Genomic DNA, 19,724 nt, shown 5'->3' with positions numbered 1-19,724 from the left:
CGGGCCCGGGGGAGGCGCGTGTGACTGACCGGGGCTGGGACGAGGACGACGCCCGGCCGTACTTCTTCCTCTCCTACGCGCACACCCCCAAGGCCGGTGCGCGGGGCGCGAGCGATCCGAACCACTGGGTCAGGCAGTTGTACCGGGACCTCTGCGAGGCGGTGCTCCAGCTCACCACCGTCCCGGACGGGGCCGCGGTCGGCTTCATGGACGAGTCCATGCACCAGGGCGAGTTGTGGGCCGAACGGCTGTCCGACGAGTTGGCGACGTGCCGGGTGTTCGTACCCCTCTACTCTCCGAGGTACTTCAACAGCGTGCCGTGCGGCCAGGAATGGCACGCCTTCACCCGTCGGCCGGTCTACCCGGCGAACCTCGACTCGGAGCGCACCAGCGGCATCGTCCCGGTGCTGTGGGCGCCGATGAGCCGCTACCGGCTGCCGAACGTGGCCAGTGAACTCCAGTTCAACCATGCGAGTTTCGGACCCGAGTACGCCACCGAGGGCCTGTACGCGCTGATGAAGCTCAGCTACTTCCGCGCCGCCTACGAGCTGGCGGTGCACCGGCTGGCGGCCCGGATCGTGCAGGTCGCCGAGGAGACGGTGATTCCGGTCGGGCGGCGGCTGGAGTTCAACGGCCTCCCGAGCGCGTTCAACGTCACCGCCCCGACCAAGCAGCTGCGGATCTCCGTACTGGCCTACCACCAGAACGAGTTGCCCGCCGACCGCAGCCCCGACTACTACGGTGAGCGGCGCACCGACTGGCACCCGTACCGGCCGGTCGGCTCGCCGATCGCCCAGCACGCGGCGCGCCTCGCCCGGCAGTTGGGGTTCCAGCCGACCGTGCACGAGTTCGACGAGGAGGTCGAGTCGATCATCGGCGGCAACGCCGAGGCGCCCGGCCTGCTGCTGCTCGACCGCTGGGCGCTGCGCGACCCGGGCCGGCGCGAGCTGGTCCGGCGCTTCGACCGCTCGGACGCCACCTGGGTGAGCATCCTGGAGCCGTTCAACGGCGACGACCCGGAGTGCGCCGACCGGGCCGAGGAACTGGGCGACCTGAGCGACGAGACGCTGCGCATCACCCGGCGGGCCAGCCGGCCGAGCTTCCTCGGCGCGACCGGACCGACCGGACTGCACACCCTGGAGGACTTCGACGACGCGCTGCCCCGCGCGGCGATGAAGGCCAAGTACGCGTTCGAGGGCCGTACCCGGGCCGAACCGGAGGAACCGCCGCCGCCCCGGCCGAGCCTGCGGGAGGCGTTCCGGCGCGGCGCGGGCGGGTACGGACCGGACGGGTCCCCGGTGGACCCCTTCGAGGACGACCGGGGCGGCGACGAGGATCGAGTCGACGGACGCGCCACCCGCACCGACAGCACCACCCATCGAAGTCGGAACAACGGCAACGACCCGCACCGCGAGCACGACCCGCACCGCGAGCACGACCCGCACCGCGAGCACGACCCGCACCGCGACGACGGCGATGAACCCGATGACGGGATGGCGCCCTTGGGAGGACGAGGACCGCGATGACTGAGAACCGCACCAGGAACCTCCGTCTCGGCGGGCTGACCTCCGCCGAGCTGGCCGCCCAGCGGGAGGCCGCCGAGCGGCGGGCGGCGGAGCAGGACCGCAACGGCCGGATCATCACCTTCTACTCGTACAAGGGCGGCACCGGCCGCACCATGGCGCTCGCCAACACCGCCTGGATCCTGGCCGCCAACGGCTTCCGCGTCCTCACCGTGGACTGGGACCTGGAGGCGCCCGGCCTCGCCAAGTTCTTCCACCCGTTCCTCGACCCGGCCTCGCTGGCCGGCACCACCGGGATGATGGACCTGATCGCCGAGTACCGCGAGGAGGCGCTGCGCCCGGTCGAGCACGCCGAGGGCTGGCACCTGGACTTCGCCCGGGTGCACCCGCACGCGCTCTCGCTCACCTGGCCGCACTTCCCGGCCGGCGGCAGCCTGGACTTCCTCTCCGCGGGCCAGTTCAACCGCGACTACTCCGAGGCCGTCACCCACCTCGACTGGGACATCTTCTACGACCGCTTCGACGGCGGGCAGTTCTTCGACGCCCTCAAGGCCGACATGGCCAAGCGCTACGACTACGTGCTGATCGACTCCCGCACCGGCCTGTCCGACATCGCCGAGATCTGCACCGTCCAGATGCCCGACGACCTGGTGGTCTGCTTCACCCTCAGCGACCAGTCCATCGACGGCGCCTCGCGGATCGCCCAGCACATCCACGACCGCTACCGCGAGCGCGGCATCCGCATCCTGCCCGTCCCGATGCGCATCGACGAGGGCGAGAAGGAGAAGGCCGACGCCGGCCGCGCCCTCGCCCGGGTCCGCTTCGACGGGCTGCCGAGCGGCTTCGACGGCGAGGAACTCGCCCAGTACTGGGGCTCGGTGGAGATCCCGTACCGGCCGTTCTACGCCTACGAGGAGATCCTCGCGACCTTCGGCGACCAGACCGGTACGCCCACCTCGATGCTGGCCGCCTGCGAGCGGCTCACCTCGATGATCACCGAGGGGCGGGCGGCCGGTCTGCCGCCGGTGGACGAGGAGGTGCGGCTGCGCTACGTGGACGCGTTCACCCGCCGCCGCCCGTCCGTGCCCGCCGACCTCTACCTCTCCTACGTCCCCGAGGACCGGATGTGGGCGGACTGGATCGAGTCCGTCCTGACCAGGGCCGGCTTCCGGGTGCTGCCGCGCGACCTCAGCGCCGGCACCGACCCGCGGGAGGAGACGGAGCGCGGCATCGACTCGGCCTACCGGACGGTCGCCGTGCTCTCGCCCGCCTACCAGCGCTCCCCGCAGGCGCGGGCGCTGTGGGAGTCGGTGGTCAGCTCGGACCCCTCCGGCACCCGGCGCCAGCTGCTGCCCGTCCGCGTCGGCGACGTGCGGCTCACCGCGCCGTTCAGCAACCGCAACCCGGTCGACCTGGTCGGCCGCGACGAGATGCAGTCGATCCAGAGCCTGCTGCGCGCGCTCGGCCGCGGCGACGCCGTGCTCGGCGACGCGCCCAGCGGCGGTCCGCGCTTCCCCGGCAGCAAGCCCTCGGTGTGGGACGTTCCGCCGCGCAACCCCTCCTTCACCGGCCGCGCCGCCGTCCTGGAGCAGCTGCGCAACCAGCTGCGCGGCGGCATGGCGGCCGTGCTGCCCACCCCGCAGACCCTGTACGGGCTCGGCGGCGTCGGCAAGACCCAGGTGGCGCTGGAGTACGCCCACCGCTTCATGTCCGACTACGACCTGGTCTGGTGGATCGACGCCGAGCAGACCGAGCTGGTCGCCCCGGCGCTCGCCGAACTCGCCCGCCGGCTGGGCCTGCGGGTCGGCGACTCGGTGACCGAGGCCGCCGAGGCCGCCCGGGAGGCGCTGCGCCGCGGCGTGCCCACCTCGCGCTGGCTGCTGATCTTCGACAACGCCGACGAGCCCGCCGAGATCCGCCGGTTCTTCCCCGGCGGCTCCGGCCACATCCTGGTCACCTCCCGCAATCAGGCCTGGACCGGGCACGCCGAGGCGCTGGAGGTCGACGTCTTCACCCGCGGCGAGAGCGTCGAGCACCTGTGCCGGCGCGCCCGCAGCCTCTCCCGGCCGGACGCCGACCGGGTCGCCGAGGCGGTCGGAGACCTGCCGCTGGCCGTCGAGGTGGCCGCCGCCTGGCTGGACACCACCGGCACCCCGGTGGAGACCTACGTCTCCCAACTGCACGCCGAGGCCGCCCGCGCGCTGGCCGTCGGCCGCCCGGCCGACTACCCGACGCCGGTCGCCGCGACCTGGAACGTGTCGATCGGACGGCTGCGCCAGCAGTCCCCGGCGGCCGTCCGGCTGCTCCAGCTGTGCGCGTTCTTCGCGCCCGAGCCGATCTCGATGAACCTCTTCTACAGCGACCAGATGATCCGGGCGCTGGTGAAGTTCGACGCCGACCTCAGCGACAAGTTCATGCTGGGCAAGGTGATCCAGGCGATCGGCCGGTACGCGCTGGCCAAGGTCGACGCCGGCAGCAACAGCTTCCAGGTGCACCGGCTCGTCCAGGCGGTGATCCGGGCCGGGATGACCGCCGAGGATCAGGAGATCGCCGTCCACGAGGTGCACCGCATCCTCACCGGCGCCCGGCCCGTCCTCGGTGACACCGACGACCCGGCCAACTGGCCCGCCTTCGACGAGATCTGGCCGCACCTGTCGCCGTCCAAGGCGCACAACTGCGACGAGGCGGACACCCGCCAGCTGCTCATCGACCGCGTCCGCTACCTGTGGAAGCGAGGCGAGCTCGACCGCGCCCGTGACCTCGGCCACGCCCTGGACGTGGAGTGGACCGGCAAGCTCGGCGAGAACGACCGGCAGACCCTGCTGCTGCGCTTCCAGCTCGCCAACGTGCTGCGCTCCCAGGGCAATTACGGCGAGGCGCTGGCCCTGGACGAGGACACCCTGGAGCGCCAGCGGGCCCTGCTCGGCGAGCACCACCCGTACACCCTGATGACGGCCGGCTCGCTCGGCGCCGACCGCCGGGCGCTCGGCCGGTTCCAGGCCGCGCTCGACCTCGATCGCGAAATCCTCGACCAGTTCCGCGAGTTGTTCGGCGACGACAACCCGCGCACGCTCTCCATGGCGAACAACCTGGCGATCGACTACCGGCTGGTCGGCGACAGCGAGGCGGCCCGCGAGCTCGACCAGGAGACCCTCGACCGGCGCACCGCCGTCCTCGGCCCCAAGCACCCCTACACCCTGTCCACCAAGTCCAACCTGGCCCGCGACCTGCGCGAACTCGGCGACTACCGCGGCTCGGTGGACCTGCTCCAGGAGGTCACCTCCGACCTCGGCGACGTGCTCGACCCGGACCTGCCGGAGAACCTGCGCAACGCCAAGTCGCTGGCCGTCTCGCTGCGCCGGATCGGCCAGCTCGCCGAGGCCCGCCGGATCACCAAGGAGACCTACGAGCGCTACCTGGAGCGCTACGGCGCCGACGCCCCCGACGCGCTCGCCTGCGCGCTCAACCTGGCCGCCGACCACAGCGCCTCCGGCGACAAGGAGGCCGCCCGCGACCTCTGCTCCACCGTCTTCGAGGGCCACCGGCGGCTGTTCGGCGACGAGCACCCGTTCACCCTGGCCTGCGCCAACAACCTCGGCATCTACCTGCGGGGCAGCGGCGACGTCCCGGGCGCCATCGAGCGCGGCCGGCTCACCGTCGAGGGGCTGACCCGCTCGGTCGGGCCGGAGCACCCCTACACCCTCAACGCGATGATCAACCTGGCCAACGCCTACGGCGACGACGGGCAGCTGGACCGCGCCGAGCGGCTCGGCCGGGCCGCGTACCAGGGGCTGTGCGAGCGCTACAGCGCCCAGCACCCGGACGCGGTGGCCTGCGAGGCCAACCTGGCGATCACCCTGCGGGCCGGCGGGCGGCACACCCAGGCGGCGGAGCTGAGGGCGCGGGCGATCTCCGAGCTGATCCGGCAGTTCGGCGAGGAGCACCCCAACACGGTCTCCGCGCGGGGCTGGAAGCGGATCAACCGCGACCTGGAGCCGCAGCCGGTCTGACCGGGAAGGGGCGGGGCGCGTCGCCGGTCCGGGGCGCGCCCCGGACCGAAGGCGTGCCGCCGGACCAGGGGTACGCTCCCAGGTCATGAGCACCCCGCCCCCGGTCCTGGTCACCCGGCGCCTCGCCCCCGGCGTCCTCGAACGGCTCACCGAGCACCACGCCGTCACCTGCCACGACTCCGACCTGGCGATGGACCGGGCCGACCTGCTGGCCGCCGTCCGCGGCCGGCGGGCCGTGATCACCACCCTGGACGACCGGGTCGACGCCGAGTTCCTCGACGCGGCCGGCCCGCAGCTGGCCGTCGTCGCCAACCACGCCGTCGGCTACCACAACGTGGACGTCGCCGCCTGCGCCGAACGCGGCGTCCTGGTCACCAACACCCCGGGCGTGCTCACCACCGCCACCGCCGACATGGCCTGGGCCCTGCTGCTGGCCGCCACCCGCCGGCTCGGCGAGGGCGAGCGGCTGCTGCGCTCCGGCACGCCCTGGACCTGGGCGCCGAACTTCCTGCTCGGCCTGGAGCTGGCCGGCACCCCGCTGGGCGTGCTCGGCATGGGCCGGATCGGCCGGGCGGTGGCCCGCCGGGCCCGCGCCTTCGACATGCCGGTCAGCTACCACAACCGCCGCGAACTGCCGGCCGAGCAGGCCGAGGGCGCCGACTGGAAGCCGCTGGAGGACCTGCTCGCCACCTCCACCGTGCTGGTCGTCACCTGCCCGTTCACCGAGGGGACCCGGCACCTGCTGGACGCCCGCCGGCTCGCCCTGCTGCCGCGCGGCGCGGTGGTGGTCAGCATGACCGCGGGCGTGGTGGACGAGGAGGCGCTGGCCGCCGCGCTGGAGTCCGGCGCGCTGTTCGCCGCCGCCGTGGACAACTTCGAGCACGAGCCGGCCGTCCCGTCCGCGCTGCTCGCCCAGGAGCGCGCGGTGCTCGCCCCGCACCTGGGCAGCGCCACCGTCCGGACCCGGCAGGCGATGGGCGGCCTGGCGGTGGACAACGTGCTGGCGGTGCTGGGCGGTTCAGCGCCCCTGACGCCGGTGGAGGTCTGAGCCCGGGCCGCCCCACCCGGCGGCCCAGGCCAGCGCCGTGGTCATCACCCGGAACGCCCCGAAGTGCGCGGCGCCGGGCTCCAGGAACAGCTCGGCGTCGGGGATGTGGTCGGCCAGCCAGCGGGAGTGGTCGACCGGCGAGAACTGGTCGTCCGCGCCGTGCCAGAGCCAGGTCGGCGCCCGGACCGACTCGACCGCGAACCCCCAGTCGGCGGTGAAGGCCAGCACGTCGTCGATCCAGCCGTCGGCGCCGTGCCGGAACGCCTCCCGGTAGTTGCTCTGGAGCATCCGCCGCAGTCCGCTGTCGGCCACCACCTCGCGGTCGGCGGCGGAGAGTTCGGTGCGCAGCCCGTTCAGCAGCCGGACCGGGTCGTCCTTGATCTGCCGGGAGCGGAACTCCATCGCGTCGGCGATCCGGCCGTGCCCGCGCTCGGCCTCCTTGTAGGCGCGGACGTTGGACGGCGTCATCCCCGCGTACCAGTCCAGGCCGGCCGCGTTGCGCGGCGCGAGGCCGACCAGCACCGCCGCCCGGCTGACCCTCCCCGGCAGCAGCGCCGCGCAGGCCAGCGCGTGCGGGCCGCCGCCGGAGCGGCCGAGCACCGCGAAGCTGTCCAGCCCGAACTCGTCCGCGATGGTCCGTACGTCCGCGGCCGCCGCGCTCACCCGGCGGCCGAACAGCCGGGTCGAGTCGCCGTAGCCCGGCCGGTCGTACGAGATCAGCCGGACGCCCAGCCGGTACAGCACGGTGCTGCGCGGGTGCGGGCCGACCCGGCTGCCGGGCATGCCGTGCAGCAGGAACACGGGACGGCCGCGCGGGTCGCCGAGGGACTCGACGGCGAGCGCGCGGTCGTCCGCCGTTTTGACCATCCGTAACGACACCTGCGGCCTCCTCAGTGCTCCGGGTCGGTTGCGTGCTCCCGGTCGGTGGTGGTGCGGACCTCCCGGCGGGCCTGCCAGGTGGTGTGCTCACGCGAGATCGCGTCCTCGGCGTCCCGGGCCAGCCGGGCCCAGATCTCCTCGGCCTCCATCGACTCCAGGTCCAGCCGGGCGAGTTGGCGCTGGATCTGCGCCAGCTCCTCGGCGGCCAGGGCGTAGGCGGCGGCCAGCGGCCGGTACTGGCGCAGCTGCGCCCAGGCGGCGACCGAGGCGGCCACCGCCGAGACCGTTCCCAGCGCGTCGTAGCCGAAGGCGCCGAGCGCCCGCAGCAGGGCGAGCACCAGGCCGAGCGCGGGCAGCAGCACGCCCAGCACCCCGGCCCAGTACCCGGCGCGGGCGCAGTGGCGGGCCTTGGCGCGGTACCAGTCGTGCTGGAGCTGGATCCGCTCGGCCAGGTACACCTCGCGGCGCACCGCCAGCGGCTGCTCGCGCAGGTCGCGCATCGCCGGGGTGACCTCCACCCCGGCGTCCGGGACGGCCGCCGGGCTGTCCCGGAACGCGCCGAGCACCCGGGCGAGCTGGAAGCGGTACAGGCCCTCGGCGTCCGGCAGGGCGCGCGGCGGGGGCTGGTAGGCGTCGGCCCGGACGGCGTACTTCCAGGCCAGCGTCTTCACCGACTCGGCGGCCGCCCGCCCCTCGTACCAGAGGCCCTGGGGGTTCTGCCGGCTGATCACCACCGCCAGCGCGATCGCGCCGAGGTAGGCGGCCGCCGCCGGCCAGGCCCAGGGCTCGCCGTCGGCCGAACCGGTCGCCGCGGCGACCACCAGCAGGACCAGCTCCCAGGCCGAGAGCAGCACCGAGCGCCGCTGCCCGCGCAGCGAGGCCGCGTCGGCGGCCCAGAAGAACTCGGGCAGCAGGTCCCGCTCGCGCACCCACCCGGTCCGTCCCGCAACAGACGCCATGTTCGGCCCCCACCAGTCGCTCCGGTCGCACCGCTCTCCTGCCCCGGCGGACTCGCCGGTACGCCTGGTGACGCCCGGGGCGGCCGGATGTGGCCGGGAAGTCCCGCTGGATTGTCCGGTACTCCCCGTGTTCGACCCGGTACCCAGCGTGCGGGGGGTGGCGGGGGCGCGCGCCGGGCGACGGGCGTGCGCGGGCGACAGGCCGGTGGGGACCGGCGGAGCGCGGACCGGTGCGTGCGGGGCCGGCGGGCGCGGCTCGGCGGGTTCAGTAGGTGTAGAAGACCCGCTCGGCGTTCTCGGCCATCTGCTTGGCGTTCCACTCGGTTCCGCCCGGGACGTTGCCGGAACGGAACAGCGGCGGCGCCGGGCACTCCCCGGCGGCCGCCCGGTCGGCCAGCCGACCGACCGCCGAGGCGACCACGGCCTGCATCAGCGCGCTGGTCACGATGGTGGAGACCGGACCGAAGGTGGTCTCGGCGCCCGGGTGGGTCAGCTCGCCGTCGCCGACCGCGATCTTGCTGTCCAGCACCACGTCGCAGTGGTCCTTCAGGTAGGTGCCGGTCGGGTGCGCCGAGGACACCTGCTCCGGGTACGCCAGCGAGGTCACTCCGATCACCTTGAGGCCGCGGTCCCGGGCGTACCGGGCCAGCTCGACCGGCATCACCTGGCGGCCGGAGAGCGAGATCACGAACAGCAGGTCCCCGGCGGTCGCCGGGGTGAGGTCCAGGGTGGCGGTGGCCAGGCCGGAGACCCGCTCCAGGGCGCTGGACAGCGGCGCCGGCATCACCGTCACCCCGGCCATCCCGGGCACGTTCAGCAGGTTCATCGGGACCAGCCCGCCGGCCCGGTAGACCACGTCCTGGGCCGGCAGCGCCGAGTGCCCGGCGCCGAAGGTGAAGACCCGGCGGCCCTCGGTCATCGCCTCCGCCAGCAGCGCGGCGGCGGCCTCGATGGTGTCGGCCTCCTCCTCGCGGACCCGCTGGAGGTGGGAGATCGCGGCGTCGAAGTACCGGCCGACCAGGTCGTTCATCTGCTGCCTTCGCTCTCTGCCGGGTGGGGGATCCGGCCGGGTGGGGTGGTCGGGGTGGCCCGGACCGCCGGTGGAGAAAGCTTCGGCGAGCACGGTCGCGCCCCGGCGGCATCGTTGTCAACAGGAACAAAACGGGTCTCCGGAGCCCCGGGGCGGGCCCGGTTGTCGGTCCGGTACGTCAGAATTGGCGGTGAGGACACCGAAGAACGGAGCCAGCGGCGATGTCTGGGCTGATCGACACCACTGAGATGTACCTTCGCACCATCCTGGAGCTGGAGGAGGAGGGCATCGTCCCGATGCGCGCCCGGATCGCGGAGCGGCTCGAACAGAGCGGTCCCACGGTCAGCCAGACGGTCGGCCGGATGGAGCGCGACGGGCTGCTCCAGGTCGCCGGGGACCGCCACCTCGAGCTGACCGAGGAGGGCCGCCGGCTCGCGGTGCGCGTCATGCGCAAGCACCGCATCGCCGAGTGCCTGCTCGTCGACGTGATCGGCCTGGAGTGGGAGCAGGTGCACGAGGAGGCCTGCCGCTGGGAGCACGTGATGAGCGAGACGGTCGAGCGCAAGGTGCTCGCCATGCTCGGCCACCCCACCCAGTCGCCGTACGGCAACCCGATCCCGGGCCTGGACGAGCTGGGCGACACCAAGGCCGAGGGCGAGGGCTTCGACGCCGGGCTCGTCCCGCTGGACACCGTCAAGCCGGGCGAGACCGGGGCCGACGTGGTGGTCCGCCGGATCGGCGAGCCGATCCAGACGGACAGCGCGCTGATGAGCACCCTGCGCCGGGCCGGCGTCCGGCCGGGCTCCACGGTCAAGGTGAGCGCCGGCGTCGGCGGCGTGCTGGTCGGCACCGGGGACAACGCGGCGGAGCTGGGCAAGGACATCGCCCAGCACGTCTTCGTCGCCCAGGCCTGAGCCCGTACCGCTTCCGGTACGACGAAGGGGACCTTACGACGAAGGGGACCCTACGGCGAAGGGGCCCGCTGCTCTCCCCCAGCCTTCGGCCGGGAGGTACCCCCATGTGCAGCGGGCCCCTTCGTCCTCCCCGTCCCCTCCGTCCCCTCCCGCTCCCTCCCGTTCCCCTCCGTCGCCGCCGCCCGGCTTCCCCGTCCGAGCGCCCCTGCCGGCGTCCCCACACATCGCAATTCCTCCCCTCGGTCGATCATGGCAATCCTTGAGTGCTGTCACTCGTACGAGGGGCTTTGCCGGTTGACCAGCGGGTACACGGAGGCCTTATCCGGAAATGCGTATGACGGGCCCCGTCTCCGGTGGGAGACAAGGCCCGTCACTCGCGCGCGTTGTGTCGCGCGGTGCGCACCCTCACCCGATCGGCGGAGGGCGGCCGTTCCAGGGGCCGGGGGCAGGGGGCGGAACTCAGCCCACCGGCGCCGGCTGGGAGGTTCGGGCGGCGCGGGCCGAGGGCGTCTCGCGGGCGCAGGCGTACGCGAGCGGGCCGATCACTTCGGCGGCGTCCGGCAGCCAGCGGTTGAGCGCCGACGGGGAGCGGGCCCACTGGGCGTACCCGAGGGAGCCGATCCGGGACGGCGGGGCGACCGTCCAGTCCCCCTCGCCCCGGGCGACCAGGTCCAGCCGGCCCGGCGGCCGGCCGAGCCGGCGGAGCATCTCGGGGAGCCTGGCCGCGGCCCCGGGCAGCACCAGGAAGTGCAGCCGCCGTCCGATCCGCCCGGGCGCGGCGGGCTGGACCACCACCGGGCCGAGCTGGAGGTCCATCCGCTCCATCCGGGCGAGTGCCAGGCAGCCGGCCGTCTCCGGGACGTCCAGCACGTCGAAGGAGCGTCCGGTGGGCAGCAGGATCGACGCCTGCGGCCGGTCGGTCCACCAGCTCCGCACCGCGCCGGGACCGGCGCTGGCCGTCCGCGCCCAGTCCGGGTCCAGCGGGTGGGCGCCCGGCAGCGTGCAGCGGCGGTCGTCGCAGGAGCAGCGGACGCCGCCACCGCCGTCGTCGATCAGCCAGGCGCCCGGGGCCACCTCCCAGTGGCGGGTCTCGGCGTAGCCGACGGCTTCGACGAGTAAGGGTGGCGCGGCGGCCTTCTCGTTCCGGTCCGAGGCGTCGGGGATGTCTTCCACGGGGTACTCAACTACCGTGTGTGAGGCTGGTTACGGCCCGAAGGCGCCCGGTTGGGTGCATCCCGGCAATGTCACCCGTTCCGGTTAGTCGACCGAGTTGGTGGGGCCGAGGGCAGGCGCAGCGGGGGCGCACGGAAGCATTTCCCAGGGCGCAAGGGGGGTGCGGTTCGTCACCGTGGGTATCCCGCTGGCGTTGCTGATCGCTAACCTGGTGTCAGATTCCTTGGACGGTCGGACAGTCGGCAACAGATCAGCAGAATCGTCGCCCGCCGGCCGGGACCGGAGGGTGTGGGGAGGCGAAGCCCAATGGCCGCGAGACCACTCGTCGCACGACAGCCCAACGAGCGTCTGCAGCAACTGATCCAGGAGGCCAGCTGCTCCAACGCCGGCCTGGCCCGGAGGGTCAACCTCTGCGGTGCCGAGCACGGGCTGGACCTTCGGTACGACAAGACCTCGGTGGCCCGCTGGCTGCGCGGGCAGCAGCCGCGCGGGCAGGCGCCGGCCGTGATCGCCGAGGCCCTGGGCCGCAAGCTCGGCCGCAGCGTGTCGGTCGAGGAGATCGGCATGGCGGACGGCAAGAACCTGAGCTCCGGCATCGGGCTCCAGTTCGCGCCGACCATCGGTGCCGCCCTGGAGCAGGTCTGCGAGCTGTGGCGCAGCGACGTCGGCCGGCGGGACTTCCTGACCGGCGCGACGGTCGCCGCCTCCGCGCTGGTGGAGCCCAGCCGGGACTGGCTGATCACCCCGCCGGACCCGGTGGTGGCACGGGCCGGCGGTCCCCGGGTCGGTCCGACCGACGTGGCCGCGATCAGGGCGACCACCACGATGCTGGTCGACCTGGACCACCGCTTCGGCAGCGGCCATGTGCGACCGGTGGTGGTGCACTACCTCAACTCGGTGGTCTCCGGCCTGCTCGGCGGCGCCTACCGGGAGGAGACCGGTCGCCAACTCTTCGCCGCGGTGGCCCGGTTGACCGAACTGGCCGGCTACATGGCGGTGGACACCGGGCAGCCCGGCCTCGCCCAGCGCTACTACATCCAGGCACTGCGACTGGCTCAGGCCGCCGACGACCGCGGCTACGGCGGCTACGTGCTGGCCGCCTCGATGAGCCACCTGGCGGCCACCCTCGGCAACCCGCGGGAGATCGCCCAACTCGCCCGCGCCGCACAGGAAGGCGCCCGCTCGGTGGCCACCCCGACGGCGATGGCGATGTTCTACGCCGCCGAGGCCCGCGGCCACGCCCTGCTCGGCGACGCCCGCTCCTGCGAGCTGGTGTCGGCCAGGGCGCTGGAGATGATGGAGAAGCGCCGCCCGGAGGACGACCCGGACTGGATCGCCCACTTCGACGACGCCTACCTCGCGGACGAGCTGGCCCACTGTCACCGGGACCTGGAGCAGGCCGGCCAGGCCGAGCACTACGCCCGCCGGGCGCTCGACCTGCACCCGCCGACCCGGGTCCGGCGCCGTGCGGTGGACCTCGTCCTGCTGGCCACCGCCCAGCTCCAGCAGCGGGACCTGGAACGCGCCTGCGAGACGGGCGCCCAGGCGGTCCGGCTGCTGAGCGGGCTGCGGTCCAACCGGGGCGTGGAGTACCTGGACGAGTTCCGGCGCCGGCTGGAGCCGTACCGGGAGCAGCGGGTGGTCCGGGAGTTCCACGCCCGTGCGGACGCCGAGGCGGCCTAGCCGTTCCGCGCCGGGGCCGGGGCCGGGGCCGGTTCCGTCCCCGGGCCCGGGGCGGTCGCGGATCGTCTGTGCAGGGAGCGTGACGGATGTCCCGCCCACGTGGTCACCCGGTGAGGCGAACCGGTAGCGTGGGCGCGACGTCCAAGGAACTGTGATGCTCCCAAGAACCGACGAGGTGTGGTCCGCCGTCAGTGCGCGGTCCTGCACAGGTGAGGAATCGCGTTGAGTCAGCGCCGCTCGTACCCGAACTCCGGTGACTTCAACCTGGACGACCTCTTCCGCCCCGAGCCCGGCCAGGCGCAGGGGCAGCCGCACGGGCAGCCGGGGCCGCCGCAGGCCCACTCGGCCGTGCCACCGGTGGGGCAGCCGTCCGGGCAGCCGGAGTACCTCGGCGAGGGCGGGCACGCGCTGCCGACCCAGGCCATGCCCGCGCAGCCGATGCCGGGCCAGCCGATGCCGGGCCAGTCGCTGCCGGGGCAGGCCCCGTGGGGCGCGCCGCAGCCCGGGTACGGCGTCCCGCAGCACGATCCGGCGCCGGAGACCCAGCACCTCCCGCCGTACCCCGTCGGCGACCCGCACGCCCAGTCCGGTTACCCGGCGGCGCAGGCCCAGCCGGGCTACCCGCAGCCCGCGCCCGGGTACCAGGCCTACCCGCCGGCCGGGCAGCCGCAGCCGGCCTACCCGGCCCAGGACTATCACCAGGGGTACGCCCCGGAGCAGGCGCAGGACTACGGCCAGGGGTACGACTCGACCCAGGCGGGTGGCTCGGGCCGGGGCGGACGTCCGTCGAACAAGCTGATCATCGGCGGCGTGGTGGCGGGCTGTGCGGCGGCCGGCATCCTGGTCGCCGTCCTGATCGGCGGCGGCGAGCCCAAGGACGACAAGAAGAACACCACCCCGGTGGCCGCCACCTCCGGCGCCACCACCCCCGGGGCGCCGAGCGCGAGCGGCTCCGGCGCGGCCGTCGACCCGGAGGTCAAGGCCCAGGCGCAGCCGCTGTCGGACCTGCTGGGCACCGCGAGCGACAGCCGCAGCTCGGTGGTCTCCGCGGTCGCCTCGGTGCAGAAGTGCGACAAGCTGCCCGAGTCCCAGCAGGCGCTGACCGCCGCGGCCGGCAAGCGGCGCGAGCTCCAGGGCAAGCTGGGCCAGCTGAAGGCCGACAAGCTGCCCGGCGGCCAGCAACTGGTCGACCAGCTCAACGCGGCCTGGACGGCCTCGGCCCAGGCCGACGACGAGTACGCGGCCTGGGCGCAGGACGCGCAGGGCTCCTGCGACGCGAAGAAGCAGGACAACCAGCACTACAAGAACGCCGTCCAGGCGAGCGGCACCGCGACCACCGCGAAGAAGCAGGCCGCCACGCTCTGGAACGCGATCGCCGCCCAGACCGGACTGCCCAACCGGAGCGACGGCGACCTGTGAGCACGGGCGGGCCCGTGAACGGCAGTGGGTCGTGAACGACGGCGGCCCGTGAACGACGAGGGGGACCGGCCGGAAAGACCCGTCCCCCTCGCCCCGGGCGGTCCGCGTCAGGCCGGCGGACGGCCCCCGGTGAGCGCCCAGCGGATGTCCACGAAGCCCGGCTGCTGCAGGGTCATCCGGCCGTTCTTGACCACCTGGTAGGTGACCCAGGTGTTCACGAGCCGCGGCGACCCGCTGCTGGGCAGCATGTTGGTGGTGCCCCAGTTGAGCGGCGGGGTGATCCCGACGTCGATGCCCTCGCCGCTGTCCAGCAGCGAGGAGAGCGTCTTCGGGGTGATCGTCCGGCCGGACTCCGCCAGCTTCTGCACCGCCGTCCGGAACACCTCGTACGCGACCCAGGTGGTCTGCACGCCCGGGTCGGCGACGTCGATGGGGTGTCCGCCGGTGGTGTCGGTGCGCACCACCGAGCGCAGCCCGTCCCAGATCTTCGCCGACTCCGGCGGGTACCAGCTGGTGACGTAGGCGCCGGCGAGCGGGCCGGAGTCGCCGCCGGTGGAGTCCACCACCGACTGCTGGACGCTGCCGATCACCGAGGCGATCCGGGTGTTCTTCGCGTTCTGCCGCCGGTAGGAGTCCAACAGGTTGCCGGTCGGCTCGGCGGCCAGGGCGCTGGTGATGCAGTTGCCCGGCTCGTCCTTGCCGATCGCCTTGCGGATCACCGGGGTGTAGTCGGAGGACTGCTCGGGCGCCTTGACGTCCGTCAGCTTGATCCCGGCCGGCCGCAGCGCGGTGCCCAGGTAGCCGAGCAGGTTGTCGCCGGCCGGGGTGTCCGGGCGGACCAGGGAGACGGACTTGCAGCCGGCGTCCACCAGCTGGCGGCCGTTGCCCGCGATCAGCGCCGGCATGCCGCCGTCCACCGGGTAGGACAGCGGGCTGGAGAACTCCGGCTGGGAGAGCCCGTAGCCGCCGATCAGCGGGATGCCGGAGCGCTCCAGCACCGGCATGAACGCCTCGCCCCACTGGCTGTAGGAGCCGATCACGGCGACCACCTTGGCGTCCACCGCCTGCTGGGCACAGGCGCGGGCACCGTCCGCGGTGTTGTGCTCGTTGCAGGTGATCACTCGCAGCCGGTGGCCGTTCAGCCCGCCCTTGGTGTTGGCGTCCTGGCCGATGGCGGAGGCGAGCGCCGTCATGCCCGGGCGGTCGGCGGAGCCCGTGCCGGCCGGGGCCCAGGTCATCACGGTCAGATCGGTGCCGCTGGTCGAGGCATCGGCCGGTCCGCCGCACGCGGAGGCCGAGAAGAGGGCGGGGAGCAGGGCCGCGGCGGTGGCGGCGGCTGCGATCGGGCGTCGGCGGCGGCGCCCGATCTGGGGACGGGCCTGGAACGAGTCCCTTCGGCTGGTCATCGGCATTCCCTCTCTGGGGCGCACTCCGGCGCACCGGAGCAAGCCAAGCCCCGGCGTCACAAGGCGAGAGGGCCGAAATGCGAACGGATGGCAAACGGCCGCCGAAATCCGGAGCGGTACGCGTGTAGATCGCGAGTGGAGTACGAACAGGCGGGGAACGTACGATCGTTCACCATGTCCGCCAGCACAGATTCTTCGTACCGGTCCGCCCGAAACCCTTCTCGTCCGGGCCACCGCTCCAGCACGATGGGCGGCATGCCGCTCAACGACCTGCCCTGGTGGCGCTGGCGAGCCCGACTGCGCTCGGCGCTGCACATGCTCTCCGACCCCGGTTTCCAGCAGGAGACCTGGCTGACCGGCCGAGAGGGGTACGGCGACGTGACCGACGCCGTCTACCGCCTCGTCGAGGACACCTGGCTGGACCGCTGGTCGGCCGAGAAGTACATCGGGACGATCCTCCGTGACTCCGCCGAGGCCGCGCTGGTGGACGTCGCGGTGCTGCGGGCCGTGCAGATGCTGCACGAGGTCGGTGCGGACGCCCCGGCCTCCGCGTACCTCGGCCACCCCGGCTGGCCGGAGACCGTCCGGGCCGCCCGCGAGGCGCACGTCGCGCTGGCCGCCGGCGACGGGGACGACCCGGACGCGGCGCCCAAGTCGCTGGACGTGCTGCGCATCCTCACCCAGGTCTGACCACCCGGGCACCCGCCGTCCCGCAGTACGGGCAGCCGGGCGGCGGGTGTCCGGGATGTGACACGCTGGACCGTCCACGCACGTCACGAGCTCAGAACGGGATACCCCCAGTGGAACAGCAGCCGGCCAGCGCCCAGCACGTCCTCACGCTGTCCTGCCCCGACAAGCAGGGCATCGTCCACGCTGTCTCCAGCTACCTCTTCATGACCGGCTGCAACATCATCGACAGCCAGCAGTTCGGGGACGCCGACAGCGGGCTCTTCTTCATGCGGGTGCACTTCTCCGCCCCCGAGCCGGTCACCGCCGACAAGCTGCGGGCCAGCTTCGCCGCGATCGGCGCCTCCTTCGGGATGGAATGGCAGATCCACCCGACCGAGGAGCGGATGCGGATCGTGCTCATGGTGAGCAAGTTCGGGCACTGCCTGAACGACCTGCTCTACCGCACCCGGATCGGCGCCCTGCCGGTGGAGATCGCCGCGGTGGTCTCCAACCACACCGACCTGCGGGACCTGACCGAGAGCTACGGCGTACCGTTCCACCACATCCCGGTCACCAAGGACACCAAGGCCGAGGCCGAGCGGCAGCTGCTCGACCTGGTCGCCGCGGAGAACGTCGAACTGGTCGTGCTGGCCCGCTACATGCAGGTGCTCTCCGACCGGCTGTGCACCGAGCTGTCCGGCCGGGTGATCAACATCCACCACTCCTTCCTGCCGAGCTTCAAGGGCGCCAAGCCGTACCACCAGGCGCACGCGCGCGGCGTGAAGCTGATCGGCGCCACCGCGCACTACGTCACCGCCGACCTGGACGAGGGCCCGATCATCGAGCAGGAGGTGGCCCGGGTCACCCACGACGTCAGCCCCGACCAGCTGGTCGCGCTCGGCCGTGACGTCGAGTGCCAGGCGCTGGCCCGCGCGGTGAAGTGGCACAGCGAGCACCGGGTGCTGCTGGACGGGGCCCGTACGGTCGTCTTCGCGTAGACCGCGGTCGGCCGGCCGTAGCGGTGGTCCCGCTACGGCCGGGAGAGCAGCGGGAGCGCGTGCAGCACCTCGCGGACCGCGGCCCGGTCGCCGTGCTCGCCGACCGGCAGCCGGTCCGGGTCGCGGTGTGCGGCGGCCAGCTGGCACAGCTCCAAGCCGTCCAGCACCATCGACGCCACCGGTTCCCCGCCGGGCGGGCCGCCGGTGCCACCGGCGCGGTCGTCGTCGCCGTCGCCGCCGTCCAGGGCGATCAGCCACTCGCCGCCCGCCGGGCCGTCGACCATCAGCCGCACCCGCCGGGCCGTCCGGACCCCGCCCTCCGGCGCACCAGGCGCCCCGGCGTGCTCGGGGCGGGCCGCGCGTTGCCCGGCCAGCGCCCGGGGGAGCAGCCGGACCACCAGCTCCACCATCTGCCGCAGGTGCTGCGGCGCCGGCGGATCGTACGGGTAGGCGACCGCCCGGGCCACGTCCTCGCCGTGCACGAAGCACTCGAAGGCGCGGTCCACGAAGGCGTCGCGCAGCGGCAGCACCGCGAAGCCGTAGTCGACCGGGGTGTTGCCCTGCGGCGCGAGCGCGGCGCTGCGCACCAGGTCGTGGGCCTGCCGCCGCCAGCGGGAGCGCACCGACTGCGGTGCCAGCCCGGCCTGTTCGGCGATCAGCCGGGTGGTGCGCGCGGTGATCCCGGCGTACGGGCCGCCCTGCGGCGGGACGCGCGGCACGGACGGTCCGGCGGCCGGCTCCTGCGGGGGCACCCGCCGCCCGGCCGGCGCGGTGGGCGGACCCGGAACGGCCGGCACCGGGTCGGGCAGACCGAGCGCCAGCGCCAGGAAGCCGTCCACCGCGGTCAGATGGCCCAGCACCTCGGCCGGGCGCAACCGCTCGGTGCCGCCGTGCCACGGCAGTTCCGCCACCTCCTGCCACTCCTCCGGGCCGAGGTCGCGCAGCAGCGCGTCGAGCTTGGCGGTCTCCACCGTGTACGGCACGCCCCAGGCGGGGACGGGCAGTTCGGCCGGCCGGCGGGCCAGGCACCAGTCGAGCACCTGCTGGCGCAGCGAGCCGGGCTGGTCCAGCGGTTCGTCCAGGGAGAGCCAGCCGGCCGCCTCGCGCAGCCGGGCCGCCTCCTCGGCGCACTCCCGGCAGTCCCGCAGGTGCTGCTCCAACTCGGCGGCCTCGCGGGCCGGGCAGGCGCCGAGGGCCCACGCGCCGAGCAGCGAGCGCAGGGCGTCGTGCTGCTCCTCAGTGCTGCTCACGTCTCCCCGTTCCCGTCCCCGGCTCCGTCCTGGCGGGCGCGTTCGTCGGCCAGTTCGGTGGCCAGCAGCTCCAGACCGAGCCGCATCCGCTGCTTGGCGGCCTGCTCGCTGATGCCGAGCAGCCGGGCCGTCTCGCGGTAGGTGCGGCCGTCGTAGTAGGTCACCGCGATGGTCTCACGCAGGGGTTGGGGCAGGGAGTCGACGACGTACTGCATCCGCGCGGCGGTGGCCACGGCGCGGATCTCGGCCTCCGCGCCCGGCACCCGTTCGGCGGCCCGCCGTGCCCGCAGCCGTTCGACCGCGCGGTGGTGGGTCAGTGCGCCGAGCCAGGAGCGCAGGGTGCCCTGGTCGGGGTCGAAGTCCTCGGGGTGCTCCCAGACGTGGGCGAAGACCTCCCGGGTGAGCTGGGTTGCGGCCGTCTGGTCGGCGAGTATCCGTCCGGCCAGGCCGTGCACCATCGGCGCGAGCTGGTCGTAGAGTTCGCCGAGCGCCGTCTCCTCGCCGCGGGCGAGGCGGCGCTGCAACTGCTCGTCCCAGCGCGGGGTCCGCTCCGGGGTGGCCATCGGGAACCACCCTCCTGACCGGGTTCGCTGGCTTACCCAACGGTATCTTGCGGCCGGGCGGCGCCGGGGGCGATTCCGGCAAGAACGGAACCGTTCCTCGCGGATCGCCCTCTTCATGGATGTGCTCCCCGGTTCGCTGCCCTGCCGGGTGGTTCGCGAGTGGCGGGCGGTGGCGCGAGTGGCGGGCGGTGGCGCGCGGG

At 73.7% G+C, this 19,724-nt stretch carries 15 protein-coding genes; 8 read left to right on the top strand and 7 right to left on the bottom strand.

All coding sequences use genetic code 11. The annotated features are described in order from the left end of the window. The first annotated feature begins 20 nt into the window (after positions 1–20). From ABZ449_RS10865 to ABZ449_RS10855, 3 genes are all read left to right on the top strand, one after another. Complete coding sequence (locus tag ABZ449_RS10865; protein ID WP_360343573.1) at positions 21–1,526, top strand: TIR-like protein FxsC; 1,506 nt, start codon at positions 21–23, stop codon at positions 1,524–1,526. A 152-nt stretch (positions 1,527–1,678) separates the two neighbouring features. Continuing rightward, on the top strand, positions 1,679–5,533 hold the full coding sequence (fxsT, locus tag ABZ449_RS10860) for an FxSxx-COOH system tetratricopeptide repeat protein (protein ID WP_360343802.1): 3,855 nt from the start codon (positions 1,679–1,681) through the stop codon (positions 5,531–5,533). Between the two features lie 85 nt (positions 5,534–5,618). After that, the gene (locus ABZ449_RS10855) at positions 5,619–6,581 is read left to right on the top strand and encodes a D-glycerate dehydrogenase (protein ID WP_360343570.1); all 963 of its coding nucleotides are present in this window, start codon (positions 5,619–5,621) and stop codon (positions 6,579–6,581) included. Here ABZ449_RS10855 and ABZ449_RS10850 read toward each other — a convergent pair. The 3 genes from ABZ449_RS10850 to ABZ449_RS10840 all read right to left on the bottom strand — a co-directional run bounded on the left by ABZ449_RS10850 (position 6,552) and on the right by ABZ449_RS10840 (position 9,449). After that, positions 6,552–7,448: an alpha/beta hydrolase gene (locus ABZ449_RS10850; RefSeq protein ID WP_360343567.1), complete on the bottom strand. Its 897-nt coding sequence runs from the start codon at positions 7,446–7,448 to the stop codon at positions 6,552–6,554. The two genes, ABZ449_RS10855 and ABZ449_RS10850, sit on opposite strands and share 30 nt — an antisense overlap. 23 nt (positions 7,449–7,471) lie before the next feature. Beyond that, positions 7,472–8,389, bottom strand: a complete 918-nt coding sequence (locus tag ABZ449_RS10845) for a DUF4231 domain-containing protein (protein WP_360343564.1) — start codon at positions 8,387–8,389, stop codon at positions 7,472–7,474. A 295-nt stretch (positions 8,390–8,684) separates the two neighbouring features. Next, positions 8,685–9,449 (bottom strand): SIS domain-containing protein, encoded by a 765-nt coding sequence (locus tag ABZ449_RS10840; protein WP_360343561.1) that lies wholly within the window; start codon positions 9,447–9,449, stop codon positions 8,685–8,687. A 221-nt stretch (positions 9,450–9,670) separates the two neighbouring features. Between ABZ449_RS10840 and ABZ449_RS10835 the strand changes: the two genes are divergently transcribed. Beyond that, a complete protein-coding gene (locus tag ABZ449_RS10835; protein ID WP_360343558.1) occupies positions 9,671–10,363 on the top strand; it encodes a metal-dependent transcriptional regulator in 693 nt (230 codons plus the stop codon). A gap of 459 nt (positions 10,364–10,822) precedes the next feature. Here ABZ449_RS10835 and ABZ449_RS10830 read toward each other — a convergent pair whose 3' ends face one another. Then, a complete protein-coding gene (locus ABZ449_RS10830) occupies positions 10,823–11,536 on the bottom strand; it encodes a bifunctional DNA primase/polymerase (protein ID WP_360343555.1) in 714 nt (237 codons plus the stop codon). Between the two features lie 306 nt (positions 11,537–11,842). Here ABZ449_RS10830 and ABZ449_RS10825 point away from each other — a divergent pair, with 306 nt between their 5' ends. After that, complete coding sequence (locus tag ABZ449_RS10825; protein WP_360343552.1) at positions 11,843–13,219, top strand: transcriptional regulator; 1,377 nt, start codon at positions 11,843–11,845, stop codon at positions 13,217–13,219. 222 nt (positions 13,220–13,441) lie between these two features. Next, the gene (locus tag ABZ449_RS10820) at positions 13,442–14,638 is read left to right on the top strand and encodes a hypothetical protein (RefSeq protein ID WP_360343549.1); all 1,197 of its coding nucleotides are present in this window, start codon (positions 13,442–13,444) and stop codon (positions 14,636–14,638) included. 107 nt (positions 14,639–14,745) lie between these two features. Here ABZ449_RS10820 and ABZ449_RS10815 read toward each other — a convergent pair whose 3' ends face one another. Then, positions 14,746–16,044 carry an ABC transporter substrate-binding protein gene (locus ABZ449_RS10815; RefSeq protein ID WP_360343546.1) on the bottom strand — a complete coding sequence of 433 codons (1,299 nt, stop codon included), beginning with the start codon at positions 16,042–16,044 and terminating at the stop codon, positions 14,746–14,748. Positions 16,045–16,299: 255 nt separating this feature from the next. On the opposite strand from ABZ449_RS10815, the gene ABZ449_RS10810 reads away from it, so the two are divergent. Together ABZ449_RS10810 and purU are read left to right on the top strand one after the other, a co-directional pair. After that, on the top strand, positions 16,300–16,734 hold the full coding sequence (locus ABZ449_RS10810; RefSeq protein ID WP_360343543.1) for a hypothetical protein: 435 nt from the start codon (positions 16,300–16,302) through the stop codon (positions 16,732–16,734). Positions 16,735–16,844: 110 nt separating this feature from the next. Further along, a complete protein-coding gene (gene purU / locus ABZ449_RS10805) occupies positions 16,845–17,711 on the top strand; it encodes a formyltetrahydrofolate deformylase (protein ID WP_360343540.1) in 867 nt (288 codons plus the stop codon). 32 nt (positions 17,712–17,743) lie between these two features. Here purU and ABZ449_RS10800 read toward each other — a convergent pair whose 3' ends face one another. Further along, positions 17,744–18,961, bottom strand: a complete 1,218-nt coding sequence (locus ABZ449_RS10800; protein WP_360343537.1) for a zf-HC2 domain-containing protein — start codon at positions 18,959–18,961, stop codon at positions 17,744–17,746. After that, positions 18,958–19,524: a sigma-70 family RNA polymerase sigma factor gene (locus tag ABZ449_RS10795; RefSeq protein ID WP_360343534.1), complete on the bottom strand. Its 567-nt coding sequence runs from the start codon at positions 19,522–19,524 to the stop codon at positions 18,958–18,960. Before ABZ449_RS10795 ends, ABZ449_RS10800 begins: the two co-directional genes overlap by 4 nt. Between the last annotated feature and the right edge of the window lie 200 nt (positions 19,525–19,724).

This window comes from Kitasatospora sp. NPDC005856, assembly GCF_040629945.1.
Taxonomy (GTDB): domain Bacteria; phylum Actinomycetota; class Actinomycetes; order Streptomycetales; family Streptomycetaceae; genus Kitasatospora.
Note: the sequence above shows the minus strand (reverse complement) of the source record. Positions and strands in the feature narration are given on the sequence as shown.